This window comes from Tabrizicola sp. YIM 78059 (assembly GCF_004959785.1).
In the GTDB taxonomy this organism is placed as follows: domain Bacteria; phylum Pseudomonadota; class Alphaproteobacteria; order Rhodobacterales; family Rhodobacteraceae; genus Tabrizicola; species Tabrizicola caldifontis.
In genome coordinates, this window is record NZ_SJZH01000003.1 from 353,271 (window position 1) to 365,177 (window position 11,907).

Annotated in this window: 13 protein-coding genes; 8 read left to right on the plus strand and 5 right to left on the minus strand. The window is 66.0% G+C overall.

The window, feature by feature from the left end:
- The first annotated feature begins 32 nt into the window (after nucleotides 1-32).
- Entirely contained in the window at nucleotides 33-953 is a 921-nt protein-coding gene (locus EZM81_RS06475) for a LysR family transcriptional regulator (protein WP_136645179.1), read from the plus strand.
- A gap of 3 nt (nucleotides 954-956) precedes the next feature.
- On the opposite strand, the gene EZM81_RS06480 is transcribed toward EZM81_RS06475, so the two are convergent.
- The 3 genes from EZM81_RS06480 to uraH all read right to left on the minus strand — a co-directional run bounded on the left by EZM81_RS06480 (nucleotide 957) and on the right by uraH (nucleotide 3,977).
- Nucleotides 957-1,949 carry a phosphatase PAP2 family protein gene (locus EZM81_RS06480; RefSeq protein ID WP_169052323.1) on the minus strand — a complete coding sequence of 331 codons (993 nt, stop codon included), beginning with the start codon at nucleotides 1,947-1,949 and terminating at the stop codon, nucleotides 957-959.
- A 67-nt stretch (nucleotides 1,950-2,016) separates the two neighbouring features.
- Nucleotides 2,017-3,444 (minus strand): DUF2125 domain-containing protein, encoded by a 1,428-nt coding sequence (locus tag EZM81_RS06485; protein WP_169052324.1) that lies wholly within the window; start codon nucleotides 3,442-3,444, stop codon nucleotides 2,017-2,019.
- A 179-nt stretch (nucleotides 3,445-3,623) separates the two neighbouring features.
- Nucleotides 3,624-3,977, minus strand: a complete 354-nt coding sequence (gene uraH / locus EZM81_RS06490; RefSeq protein ID WP_136645182.1) for a hydroxyisourate hydrolase — start codon at nucleotides 3,975-3,977, stop codon at nucleotides 3,624-3,626.
- 138 nt (nucleotides 3,978-4,115) lie between these two features.
- Between uraH and puuE the strand changes: the two genes are divergently transcribed.
- The 4 genes from puuE to EZM81_RS06510 all read left to right on the plus strand — a co-directional run bounded on the left by puuE (nucleotide 4,116) and on the right by EZM81_RS06510 (nucleotide 8,434).
- Nucleotides 4,116-5,531, plus strand: a complete 1,416-nt coding sequence (gene puuE / locus EZM81_RS06495; RefSeq protein ID WP_136645183.1) for an allantoinase PuuE — start codon at nucleotides 4,116-4,118, stop codon at nucleotides 5,529-5,531.
- Entirely contained in the window at nucleotides 5,528-6,370 is an 843-nt protein-coding gene (locus EZM81_RS06500; protein ID WP_135449318.1) for a bifunctional allantoicase/(S)-ureidoglycine aminohydrolase, read from the plus strand. The genes puuE and EZM81_RS06500 overlap by 4 nt, the downstream gene beginning before the upstream one ends.
- Nucleotides 6,371-6,458: 88 nt before the next feature.
- Nucleotides 6,459-6,935: an ureidoglycolate lyase gene (locus tag EZM81_RS06505; RefSeq protein WP_136645184.1), complete on the plus strand. Its 477-nt coding sequence runs from the start codon at nucleotides 6,459-6,461 to the stop codon at nucleotides 6,933-6,935.
- Nucleotides 6,936-7,018: 83 nt separating this feature from the next.
- Nucleotides 7,019-8,434: a uracil-xanthine permease family protein gene (locus EZM81_RS06510; RefSeq protein ID WP_136645185.1), complete on the plus strand. Its 1,416-nt coding sequence runs from the start codon at nucleotides 7,019-7,021 to the stop codon at nucleotides 8,432-8,434.
- Nucleotides 8,435-8,498: 64 nt separating this feature from the next.
- Here EZM81_RS06510 and EZM81_RS06515 read toward each other — a convergent pair whose 3' ends face one another.
- Nucleotides 8,499-8,852 carry a cupin domain-containing protein gene (locus EZM81_RS06515; RefSeq protein WP_135449321.1) on the minus strand — a complete coding sequence of 118 codons (354 nt, stop codon included), beginning with the start codon at nucleotides 8,850-8,852 and terminating at the stop codon, nucleotides 8,499-8,501.
- 146 nt (nucleotides 8,853-8,998) lie between these two features.
- On the opposite strand from EZM81_RS06515, the gene EZM81_RS06520 reads away from it, so the two are divergent.
- Entirely contained in the window at nucleotides 8,999-9,571 is a 573-nt protein-coding gene (locus EZM81_RS06520) for a GNAT family N-acetyltransferase (RefSeq protein WP_167850962.1), read from the plus strand.
- 80 nt (nucleotides 9,572-9,651) lie between these two features.
- On the opposite strand, the gene EZM81_RS06525 is transcribed toward EZM81_RS06520, so the two are convergent.
- Complete coding sequence (locus EZM81_RS06525) at nucleotides 9,652-10,506, minus strand: SH3 domain-containing protein (RefSeq protein WP_135449325.1); 855 nt, start codon at nucleotides 10,504-10,506, stop codon at nucleotides 9,652-9,654.
- A 139-nt stretch (nucleotides 10,507-10,645) separates the two neighbouring features.
- On the opposite strand from EZM81_RS06525, the gene EZM81_RS06530 reads away from it, so the two are divergent.
- A complete protein-coding gene (locus EZM81_RS06530) occupies nucleotides 10,646-11,107 on the plus strand; it encodes a RidA family protein (RefSeq protein WP_135449327.1) in 462 nt (153 codons plus the stop codon).
- Nucleotides 11,104-11,877 (plus strand): glycerophosphodiester phosphodiesterase family protein, encoded by a 774-nt coding sequence (locus tag EZM81_RS06535; protein WP_136645186.1) that lies wholly within the window; start codon nucleotides 11,104-11,106, stop codon nucleotides 11,875-11,877. Before EZM81_RS06530 ends, EZM81_RS06535 begins: the two co-directional genes overlap by 4 nt.
- Nucleotides 11,878-11,907 lie beyond the last annotated feature (30 nt).

Below are 11,907 nucleotides of genomic sequence, written 5' to 3' on the forward strand. Positions count from 1 at the left end.
AAGCCCGCATCACTTTCAAGCCGTGCCGAACAATGTCCTATGTCAGCAACATCCGCATGTTCGTCCGCGTCTATGAATTGGGCAGCATGTCGGCGGCGGCGCGCGACCAGCGCACCTCGCCCGCGGTCGCTTCGGCGCGGATCTCGGAACTGGAAAAGCACCTCGGCGTGCGCCTGTTCAGCCGCACCACGCGCAGCCTGCAACCCACCGAGAACGGCCGCATCTTCTATGACGGCGCCCGCCGCGTGCTGGAGGCGATCGACGAGGCCGAAGCAGCCGTGATGGACGTGACGCAGAACCCGCGCGGGACGATCTTTGTTGCGGCGCCCCTGGGGATCGGCCGACGCTTCATCGCGCCGCGCGTGCCGGCCTTCAAGGATCTCTATCCGCAGATCGACGTGCGGCTGCGCCTGTCGGACCGCAACATCGACGTGGTGGCCGAAGGTATCGACGTGGCCTTTCACCTGGGGCTTCTGGACGATTCGACGTTGAAGGTCCGCACCATCGCAGATTGCCCCCGTCTGCTGTGCGCCGCCCCCGCCTATATCGCCCGCCGCGGCATGCCCGAGGACGGTGAGGCGCTGGTGCGTGATCGGCACGATTGCCTGAACCTGCGCTTTCCCGGCGCACGCGAGTTCCAGTGGACCCTGGTCACCCCCGAAGGCCCGCGCCGGTTCGAGATCACAGGGCCTTTCGAAAGCGATGATGGCGACGTCCTGACCGGCTGGGCACTTGACGGGCGCGGCATCGTGCTGAAACCGCTGTTCGAGGTGGCCGATCACCTGCGGTCGGGCGCGCTGGTGCCCGTGGCCACCGCCACGCCGCCCCTGCCGATCCAGCTGTCCACGCTCAGCCAGCACCGCCGGCTGAAGGACCCCAAGGTCCAGCTGTTCACCGATTTCATGGCGGCGCAGATCAAGGAGGACCTGCGCCGGGCCACTAGGGCCGACTAGGGGTCACTGCCGCTCATCTCGAAGCGGCGCCGCGACCCTGACCGGCCCGAAGAGCCCCGCATTCTTCGGGTGCCGCGCCCAGGCCCAGGCGATTGCCAGTGCCACGACCGCCCCGGCCAGCAGGTCGATGAAGTAATGGCCGCCATAGACCGGTGTCGAGGCGATCATCACCGCCGCGTAAAGCGCCGTCGGGATCACCAGCCAGCTTCGCCAGGTCGCGGCAACCATCAACAGCCCCGCCGCCGTATGGAAAGACGGGAAGGTGACCAGCCCCGGCAGGTTTCCCAGCACCAGTTCGACCGGCGCACCGCTGCGCAGGCGCTCCAGCGAGGTCAGGTGGTATAGCCCCGGCTCCATCGGAAAGGCGGAAAGGTCGGCACCGGCGCCAAGATAATAGTCCACGGCGGCGCGGGCCGGAAACAGCGCCCCCAAGAGCGTGCAGAAGACGGCCGTGAAGGTGAAGGTCTCGAGAAAATAGATCGAACGACGGGGGTGCGAGAACAGGCACAGCAGCAGATAGGCCAGCAGGCTGAGAAAGGTCAGCGAGGTATAGGACTGCGCCATAAGTCCGCGCCACAGCGGGCTTGAGCCGACCCAGTCGAAATAGGCTGGCCAGTCGAGCCCCAGCGCCGCGTCCCAGCGGGCCAGAAGCTCATCGGCCAAAGGCCAGGCCAGGGCCATCGTGGTGTGGTTCAGAAGCCGGATGACGTCCCAGGCAAGGATCAGGAAGGCCAGGCCGGATGCAAGCAGGATCAGTCGCGAGGCGACCGGATGGTCATGGTCGAAACGCCACAGGACCAGGACGACAAGCCCGACCAGACCGGCGACAGCCGTCATGGTCGAAAGCGGCCCGCGTGGATCAAGAAAGGTCGGCCCGACCGCCAGCAGAACCGCCACGATCAGGCAAGAGACCAGCAGACACAGAAGCGCAGCACTGCCGGGCATCAGATGCCGTGCCGTGGCCCACTTGCGCACATGCTGCATGACAGGGTCCAAGAACGCCGTTCCTGCATGGGGATCGGCCGGCGCACGGAACCCCGCACGCCGATCGCAGACATCTCACTTACTGGATACGCTGGCCGTTCACATAGATCTCGAAGCCTTCCTTGGCCTCAATCTTCGAGGTCAGCTCGTCGGGGTTCGCGCCCGGCGACATGAAGGCCCCCATCATCATCCGCGCACCCATCGCGTCTTCATCCGCCATCAGGCCTGCCGCGATCAGCCCGTCGATCAGCGCGTTGGCCCCGGTGATCGAGACATTCGCCTCGCCGAGGGGCATCGGAATGCCCATCGAGTTGTCGAAGGTGAAGGCCCCGGTCCCGGCCAGCGCCGCGCCCGCGACCTTCAGGCCAAGCTCGGTGATGTTCAGCGTCTCCAGCGCCGGAACGGGCGGCTCGATCCCCTTTTCGCTGGCCTCGATCATCCCGATGAAGTCGAGTTTGGTCTTGCCCGTGATATCGACAGCCAGATCCGCGGCATCCCGCTTCAGCGCACCGGCAGGGTCGATCAGCGCCCAGGCTTCCTCGTTCACGCTGAACTGGCTCAGCTTCATCACAAGCCCGTACTCGCCCGCCGTTTCGGTCGCGATCACCGGTGAGGTCAGGCCGAACCGGATCGGTCCCGAGGTCACCCTGACCGGGGTCGGCATGGCATCCGAGGTCACGTCCAGCTCAAGCCCGGCCCCGGAGGACTGGATGTCGAAGGTGTCCTTGTTGAACATGAGTGATGCATCGCCCCCACCGGCCTTGATGGCCATGTTCATCGGGAAGTCCGGGCTTTCCTGGTTCATCGAGCCATTCGAGTCGCCCTGCCTTGTGGTCACTGTCAGCGCCAGACCGTCCTGCAAGGCCGCGCCGAAGACGGAAGGCTCATTGGCCGCAGCCAGCGAAACCGATGCCGGCAGGGTCAGGCCCAGCGTCAGCTCGACCCCGTCGGTTTCGCTTTTCGTGGTCTGCTTCATCTGCATCATCGGGTCATCCACCGCCGTCTCGTAGGCCAGCTTGTCGGCCTTCAGCGTCAGTCCGAAGTTGCGGTTGGCACCCGGCCTGTCGGAATAGCTGCCGGCAAGACCAGCAAAGCCGAAGGTGCCCGCAGATTTCACGTCCTGGGCGGGTGTCTCGTCGAAGGAATAGCCCGGCGTGACGGTATCGTAGACGACATCCAGCTTGTCCGCGCCGAAATCGTAGACCAGGCCATTGCCGTCCTGGCGGGCAGTCAGCGCCAGGCCTTCATGGACCAGCTTGAAAGACCCGCTGCCGTGGTCGGACCATTCTGCCCCGATGTCGGCGCCGGGCACGATCGAAACCGATCCGTCCCCGGTCTCGGTCAGCACCATGTCGGAAATCGTGAACGCGGGGCCGCCGGGGGGTGCGATGGAAATTCCGTTCAGCGTCAGCTTGCCGCCATCCTTGTTCTCGGTGGCGGCCTTGACCTCCAGGCCGACCATGGCGGCTGCATCCTGCCAGGATTGCCAGACCTGATCCGCCGTCAATGCAGCGTGGGCGGTCCCACCCATGAGAAATGCAAATGCCGGGACAGCAAATGAAGTCGTTCTAATAAACATGCGGTTCTCCTTTAACCGAAGCAGGCGACCCCATTACCAAACCCTGTCTGGGGTCGAACCGCAAGTGACCCTTTCACGACCACTTCCCGGGTATCGGTCGACAAGGGTCATGACCCCCGGTAGGTCGAATAGCCGAAGGGCGAAATCAGCAGCGGAACGTGATAGTGCTGGCCTGCATCCGCCACACCGAAGCGGATCGGGATTTCGTCCAGGAACAGGACTCCTTCGCCCGCCTGCCCGCTGGCCCGCAGGTAGTCGCCTGCCGAGAAGACCAGCTCATAGCCGCCCGCCGTCAGATCGGCCCCCTCCAGCAGTGGGCCATCGGTGCGCCCGTCGGAATTGGTGACGACCTCCTTCAGCTTGTGGCGTTCCTGCCCGGACAGACGGTAAAGCGCGATCCTCACCCCGGCTGCGGGCGTTCCCCGCGCGGTATCCAGCACATGCGTCGACAGCCGTCCCATAACTTCCTCCGTTTGCGCCCATCACAGCATGAAAGCGGTGAGCCCGCGACCCTGCATTGCACGCAAATGACCTTTCGTGAAATGCTGAAAGTATCTGTTGCCACTCTGGCCTAATCTCGTTGCGACAGGAGGTGCCCCTTGAACCGCTACCCTCGAGATTTCCGCGGCTACGGACCCAACCCGCCCGATGCTGCATGGCCCGGTGGCGCGAAGATCGCCATCTCTCTGGTGCTGAATTACGAGGAAGGCGGCGAGAACTGCCTGCTGCACGGCGACGCCCAGTCCGAGGCCTTCCTGTCCGACATCGCAGGTGCCCAGCCCTGGCCGGGCCAGCGGCACTGGAACATGGAATCGCTTTACGACTACGGCGCGCGGGCCGGGTTCTGGCGGCTGCACCGGCTGTTCATCGGATTGCAGATCCCTGTCACAGTCTACGGCGTGACCTCGGCACTGGCGCGCAACCCCGAACAGGTGGCCGCGATGAAGGCCGCGGGGTGGGAAATCGCCAGCCATGGCCTGAAATGGGTCGATCACCGCGACATGCCCGAGGAGGTGGAGGCCGCCCAGATTGCCGAAAGCTTCCGTCTGCACGAGGAAGTCGTGGGCCAGCCGCCGCAGGGCTGGTATACGGGCCGGTGCAGCATGAACACCGTCAGGCTTGCGGCCGAAACCCGGCGGTTGGCCTGGATTTCCGACAGCTATGACGACGACCTGCCCTACTGGCGCGAGTTCGGGGATCACGACCAGCTGGTAATCCCCTACACGCTGGAAGCCAACGACATGCGCTTTGCCACCGCGCCGGGCTACATCACGGGCGAACAGTTCTTCCAGTATCTGAAGGACACGTTCGATACGCTTTACGCCGAAGGCGCGGCGGGTGCGGCGAAGATGTTCTCGATCGGCCTGCACTGCCGTCTGATCGGCCGCCCCGGCAGGATTGCCGGACTGAGGCGCTTTCTTGACTACGCGCGCGGCCATTCCGGCGTCTGGTTCGCCCGCCGGATCGACATTGCCGACCACTGGCGGGCGACCCATCCGCACAGGCGGTTCGAGCGGCCCTCGCAAATGTCGCGTGAACGCTTCATCGAACGGTTCGGCAGCATCTTTGAACATTCCCCCTGGATCGCGGACCGCGCCTTCGACCTGGAACTCGGCCCAGCGCATGACAGCGCGGCGGGCCTGCACAACGCGCTGGCGCGCGTCTTCCGATCGGCCTCGCCCGAGGAACGGCTGTGCGTCCTGCGCGCCCACCCGGACCTTGCCGGGAAGCTCGCCGCCGCGAAACGCCTGACGCCGGAGTCAAGTGCCGAACAGGCCAGCGCCGCCCTCGACGCACTGACCGACGACGAGCGCAGCCGCTTCCAGCGGCTGAACGAGGCGTATGTGGCCAAGCACGGCTTCCCCTTCATCATCGCCGTGCGCGACAACACCAAGGCCAGCATATTGCAGGCCTTCGAAACCCGCATCGGCAACGACACCGCCACCGAATTCGTCACCGCCTGCGCCCAGGTGGAACGCATCGCCGAACTGCGCCTGAAGGACCAGCTTCCATGACCGGCTATTTCGCCCCCCCCGGCGGCCTGCCGCCGCAAAGCCAGCTGATGACCCAGCGCGCGGTCTTCACCGAGGCCTATGCCTTCATCCCGCGCGGCTGCTTTTCCGACATCGTGACCAGCTTCCTTCCAGGCTGGGAGCGCACCCGCCTGTGGCTCATCGCGCGGCCCATGACGGGCTTTGCCGAGACCTTCAGCCAGTATGTGATGGAGGTTGCACCCGGGGGCGGTTCGGACGCGCCCGACCGCGAGACCGGCGCGGAGCACTGGCTGTTCTTCACGGAAGGCCTGGCCACCCTGACCATCGGCGGGACCGGATACGAGATGGAGGCAGGCAGCTACGCCTACATCCCTGCCGCCACGGCCTGGACGCTGCTTGCCGAAGGCAGCGGCCCGGCCCGCTTCCACTGGCTGCGCAAGCTTTACGAACCCGTCCCCGGCCTGCCAGCGCCCGACCCAATCGTGATCAACGAACGCGACGTGCCGATCCGCTGGATGCCCGATACCGCGGACCGCTGGGGCACCACACGCTTCGTCGAACCCGACGACCTGCGCCATGACGCGCATGTCAACATCGTCACCTTCCAGCCGGGCGGCACGATCCCCTTCGAGGAGACGCATGTCATGGAGCACGGCCTCTACGTCCTGGAAGGCAAGGCGGTCTACAAGCTGAACCGCGACTGGGTCGAGGTCGAGGCCGGCGATTTCATGTGGCTGCGCGCCTACTGCCCGCAGGCCTGCTATGCCGCCGGCCCGGGGCGCTTCCGCTATCTGCTCTACAAGGACGTGAACCGCCACGCGAAACTGCGCGGGCCCGGCGCCTTCGGGGCCCTGCGGTGAGGACGGCACGTCGTTGCCTTCGGCTTTCCTCGCGGGCGATCCCGCGCCCCCCGGCGAGGCGAAGCCCAAATCGTACGAGGAGCCTGGGATGAGCGTCATCCGCCCCGAACCCCTGACCGCCGCAGCCTTCGCCCCCTTTGGCGATGTGCTGGAGCCCTCGGGCGACTTCCGCCTGATCAACAACGGTCTCTGCCGCCGCCACCACGACCGCGCGAAGCTCGACTTCGGCGCGGACGGCCGGGCAGGCATTTCGATCTTCGACGCCGAACCCAGGGCGATGCCTTACGTCTTCGACCTGATCGAACGCCATCCCGACGGGTCGCAGGCCTTCCTGCCGATGACCCAACACCCCTTCCTCGTCATCGTCGCGCCCGATCCCCAGGCAGAACCGCGCGCCTTCCTCACGAACGGCGCGCAGGGCATCAACCTGCACCGGGGCACCTGGCACGGCGTGCTGACGCCCCTTCACGCCCCCGGCCTTTTTGCCGTGATCGACCGGATCGGACCGACCCCGAACCTGGAGGAATACCGTTACACCCAACCCTGGATGGTGGTTGCCCCGTGATTCGGCCCGTCTGACCGGATCGCACCCCAGGGCAGGGCGAAGACGGCACGAACATGAATGCCCCGAGGGAAAGGACAGACCGAATGACCGCTGCCGCAATCGGAACGCCAGAGCAGCTGCGCGACCCCGACTATCTGCCGCCGCTTGCACAGGCCGTGCCGCTGGGCATCCAGCATGTGCTGGCGATGTTTGTTTCGAACGTGACCCCCGCGATCATCGTCTGCGGCGCGGCTGGCATCGGCTTCGGGTCCGATCAGGCGGCGCTGGGATTCCCGGACATGACCTACATGATCCAGATGTCGATGCTGTTTGCCGGCGTCGCCACCCTGTTGCAGACCATCGGCATCGGGCCAGTCGGCGCGCGCCTTCCCATCGTGCAGGGCACCTCTTTCGCCTTCGTGCCGGTGATGGTTCCCGCCGTCGCCGGTCTGGGCACGGCGGGGCTTGCGGGCCTGATGACGGGCGTCGTGCTGGGCGGCCTGTTCCATTTCTGCCTAGGCTTCATCGTCGGACGCATCCGCCATGCCCTGCCGCCGCTTGTCACCGGCCTGATCGTGCTGATGATCGGCCTCGCACTGGTGAAGGTCGGCATTCAGTATGCCGCAGGCGGTGTCCCGGCGATGGAGGCCGGCATGCACGCCATCGCCGAAGCCAGGGCCGCCGGAACCGAGGTTGACTGGTCAACCATCAGCTTTGGCCGCTTCGACCAGTGGCTGCCCGCAGTGGTGGTGATCCTTGTGACGCTGGCGCTCAAGTTCTTCACACGGGGTTTCCTGGCCGTGGCAGCCGTGCTTGTCGGCATCCTGGTGGGCTATGTCGTGGCGCTGGCCATGGGCCAGGTCAGCTTTGCCGCGGTCGAGCGTGCCGGTGTCTTCGCCCTGCCGAACCCCTTTCGCTGGGGCTTCGAGCTGAACGCGGCCATCGTCATCGGCATGTGTTTCATGGCCGTGGTCTCGGCAATCGAGACGGTGGGCGATGTCTCGGGCATAACCAAGGGCGGCGCAGGACGCGAGGCGACCGACCGCGAGATACAGGGCGCGACCTTTGCCGATGGTGCGGGTTCGACACTTGCCGGGGTGTTCGGTGCGCTGCCAAACACCTCGTTCAGCCAGAATGTCGGCCTTGTCGCCATGACGGGAGTGATGAGCCGCCACGTCGTCACCATCGGCGCACTGTTCCTGATCCTGTGCGGCCTGGTGCCCAAGATCGGCGCCGCAATCAACACCGTGCCGATCAACGTTCTTGGCGGCGGCGTGGTGGTCATGTTCGGCATGGTCTGCGCAGCCGGCGTCAAGATGCTGTCCGAGGTTCGCTGGAACCGCAGGAACATGGTGATCTTCGGCACCGCCCTTTCGGTCAGCCTGGGCCTGCAACAGGTGCCCGAGGCACTGCAACACATGGGCCGCACGGCGCAGATCCTGCTGAGTTCGGGCCTTCTGCCCGCGGCGGCAATCGCCATCGGGCTGAACCTTGCGCTGCCAGAAGATCCGGGCGACTGATCCCCGCCCCCGCGCGCCCTGCGGCACCTTCCCCGGGGTCCGGCGCGGGCACCGGGCTGCGGGACTATTTCAGCTTGATGCAGAAATGCTTCCGCACCGGCGCCTCGATGGTCCAGGTTCCCTTGAAACCCGGTTCCACCACGAAGGCATCGCCCGGCCGCATCGTGACCGGCTGGCCCCCGTCCGGGGTGATGGTGATCTGCCCCTCGATCAGGTGCACGAATTCGTAGAACCTGTAGGTGGCATGCCAGGTGCCGACCGTCGCTTCCCAGGTGCCGCTGATCACGCTGCCATCGGCCGAAGTGTGCTGCACCCAGGTCTTCATGCTGGGCGCGCCCTCGGTCTTCACCCAGCCTTCCAGATCGGTCGTCATCGGCTCGGGGCCGGGGGCGGGCAGACGGAATACGGTGTCGGTCATGGGTTTCTCCCTGTCAGTGACCCTTGGTAGGATCGCAAGATCGGGCAGGCAAGTGCGGCATGCGCCATTTCCCGGCGGTTTTCGCCTTGCGGTGCTGGCGGCGGTCTGCTTCATCCGGGGCATCAGGGATGACGGAAGAGGGTTCCATGCTGATCCGCGAAGCCAAGGCGTCCGACGCCGAGCATCTGGTGCGCTTCATCAACATGGCGGCCGACGACCTGCCCCTGCATTTCTGGAAGAAGTCCGCCGGTCCGGGGGCAGATCCAATCGCCTTCGGCCGCGAACGTGCCGCGCGCGACAGTGGTAATTTTTCCTACCGGAACGCCTGGCTGGCCGAGGTCGAGGGCGAGGTCGCGGCCTGCCTTCTGGGCTATCCCGCCGCCGACGAACCCGAACCGATCGATCCCGGCACCCCGGCGATCTTCGTGCCGCTGCTGGAGCTCGAGGCGCTGGCGCCCGGCTCGTGGTATCTGAACGTGCTGGCCACCTATCCGCAGTTCCGCGGCAGGGGGCTTGCTTCTGCGCTGCTCGCCCGGGCCGAGGACATCGCCCGCGAGGCCGGACGCAGCACGATAAGCCTGATTGCCGAGGACACGCACCTTGACGCCCTCCGCCTGTACCGCGCCAAGGGCTATAACGAAGTCGCCCGCCGGCCCGTGGTTCGCGAGGACTGGCAGGTCGATGCGACAGAGTGGATCCTTTTCACGCGACCGCTCTGACCTCGCCTTTCCATCCGCGCAACACGCGAGGAGTGGCCAAGTCAGAGACGATCGCGCCGGGCCCGAGGCCCGGCGTCGGCCTACTTCTCGCGCAGGTAACGGGCGTTCACCCAGCCGGTGACCTCTACCCCGCTGGTGGTGCGGATACGGCACCAGCGGGTCTGGCCCGATTGCTCGCAGCCCAGGTTGCGCACCCGCACCCCTTCGGACAGCCGCGCGATGACCTCGGCCTGGGTCGATGGCCGTGTCCTCACGTTCAGCGTGTCACCCGCCGGAAGACCCCGCACCACATAGAAGTCGGGCCCGGCGCCACCGCCGCCACCGGGTGCAGCCGATTCGCGCAGGAAGCGGGCGTTCACCCAGCCTGTCACGTCCATGCCGATGGTCGAACGGATCCTGCACCAGCGCGACGCGCCGCTGTTCCTGCACCCGAGGTTCCGCACGATCTCGCCATTCCGCAGGGTCGCCAGCACCTCCGAACCCGGCCGCGGCTCAAGGCGAACGCCCAGACGTTCGTTGTTGCCCAGCCCCCTGACCACCCAATAGTCCGGCCCACCGGCCAGATCATCATCCGTGGGAGGGGCAGCGCCCTCTACCAGGAAGCGGCCAGAGACATAGCCGGACAGCTTGCCGTCCAGGGTCGAGACCTCGCACCACCGTGCGCTGCCGCCGCCAATGCAAAGGCCCTTGTTCACCCGCGTTCCATATCCCAGGGAACCGACGACGGGAAACAGCACCGAGGGCCCGGCGCGCAGGTTGACCCTTGCATTGGTCGCGATGTTGCCAATGGTCACGATTCCAGGGCCGGTCACCGGCTCGGCGCGTTCCGAGACCTGGGCCTGTGCCCGGTCTGCAAGCATCGGCTGCAAGGCAATCAGCGCCCCGAATATGAGTGAGGATAACCAGGTGAAACGGCGGCGGCGCAGATCAGGCATCGGCAACTCCTCGACTCATGCTGTACTCTCACTAGCCCTTATACCACAGCGCAAGCACGCAAGCACCGCCGTCGTGCCCGCCCCTTGCCCCACCCCCCGCCAGGGGCTAACGTCCGCCCGAACCGAAAGGATTACTCCCATGCACCCGATCGAACAGCGCCTCGCCGAACTTGGCGTAACCCTGCCCGACGCCCCCGCGCCTGCCGCGAACTATGTGCCCTTCGTGCAGACCGGGAACCTTGTCCACATCTCCGGCCAGATCAGCCAGAACGAGAACGGCCTGATCAAGGGGCGCCTGGGTGAGGATCTTTCGTTCGAACAGGGGGCCGAGGCCGCCAGACGCTGCGCCATCTCGCTGCTTGCGCAGTTGAAAAAGGCCTTGGGCGGCGACTGGAACCGGCTGTCGCGCGCGGTGAAGCTGGTGGGCTTCGTCAACTCCACCCCCGATTTCACCGACCAGCCCAAGGTGATCAATGGCGCCTCGGACTTCCTTGTCGCGGTTCTGGGCGATGCCGGCCGCCATGCCCGATCGGCCGTTTCGGCCGCATCCCTGCCCCTTGGGGTCGCGGTCGAAATCGAAGCGATCTTCGAGCTGAAATGACCCGCGTCCCCCTGCCGGACGGCTTCCTTCGCCTGCCCATCGCGCACCGCGCGCTGCACGACCCTGCCGCAGGGCGGATCGAGAACTCGCCCGCTGCCGTAGCGGCGGCGGTGGCAGCAGGCTACGGGATCGAGATCGACCTGCAACTGTCGAAGGACGGGGAGGCAATGGTCTTCCACGATGAAACCCTCGACCGCCTGACGGACGAGACCGGGCCGGTAAATGCGCGCACGGCTGCCGAACTCGGGCATGTCCGATTGAAGGGCTCGACCGATACGATCCCCACATTGGCGCAGGTTCTGGCACAGATCGACGGCCGGGTGCCCCTGCTGATCGAGATCAAGGACCAGTCCCTGACCATGGGGCCGACCGACGGACGGCTGGAGGCCGCCACAGCCGATGCGCTGAAGGGGTATGCCGGCCCGGTTGCGCTGATGTCCTTCAACCCCGCCTCGGTCGCCCACATGTCGCGCCTGGCCCCACACCTGCCGCGCGGGCTGACCACCTCGGCCTACGATCCCGACGACTGGGCGCCACTGCCGGCCGACACCTGCGCCCGGCTGCGCGAAATTCCCGATTATGACGCGACCGGATCAAGCTTCATCAGTCACGAGGCACACGATCTGAACCGGCCGCGCGTGTCGGAGTTGAAGTCACAGGGCGCGGTGATCCTGTGCTGGACGATCCGTTCGCCGGAAGACGAGGCACGGGCCCGAACCATTGCCGACAATGTGACCTTCGAGGGCTACGCGGCACCGCTGCCCGCTTGACGCGGCGCCGCCCCGACACAGTTGCTCCTT

Bases quoted from the DNA above. Each gene is read 5' to 3' on its own strand.
- uraH (WP_136645182.1), bottom strand. From the start codon at position 3,977: ATGGGACGGCTGTCGACGCATGTGCTGGATACCGCGCGGGGAACGCCC.
- EZM81_RS06500 (WP_135449318.1), top strand. From the start codon at position 5,528: ATGACCGGCTATTTCGCCCCCCCCGGCGGCCTGCCGCCGCAAAGCCAG.
- EZM81_RS06530 (WP_135449327.1), top strand. From the start codon at position 10,646: ATGCACCCGATCGAACAGCGCCTCGCCGAACTTGGCGTAACCCTGCCC.
- EZM81_RS06525 (WP_135449325.1), bottom strand. From the start codon at position 10,506: ATGCCTGATCTGCGCCGCCGCCGTTTCACCTGGTTATCCTCACTCATA.
- EZM81_RS06520 (WP_167850962.1), top strand. From the start codon at position 8,999: ATGCTGATCCGCGAAGCCAAGGCGTCCGACGCCGAGCATCTGGTGCGC.
- EZM81_RS06510 (WP_136645185.1), top strand. From the start codon at position 7,019: ATGACCGCTGCCGCAATCGGAACGCCAGAGCAGCTGCGCGACCCCGAC.
- EZM81_RS06515 (WP_135449321.1), bottom strand. From the start codon at position 8,852: ATGACCGACACCGTATTCCGTCTGCCCGCCCCCGGCCCCGAGCCGATG.
- EZM81_RS06505 (WP_136645184.1), top strand. From the start codon at position 6,459: ATGAGCGTCATCCGCCCCGAACCCCTGACCGCCGCAGCCTTCGCCCCC.
- EZM81_RS06475 (WP_136645179.1), top strand. From the start codon at position 33: ATGTCCTATGTCAGCAACATCCGCATGTTCGTCCGCGTCTATGAATTG.
- EZM81_RS06535 (WP_136645186.1), top strand. From the start codon at position 11,104: ATGACCCGCGTCCCCCTGCCGGACGGCTTCCTTCGCCTGCCCATCGCG.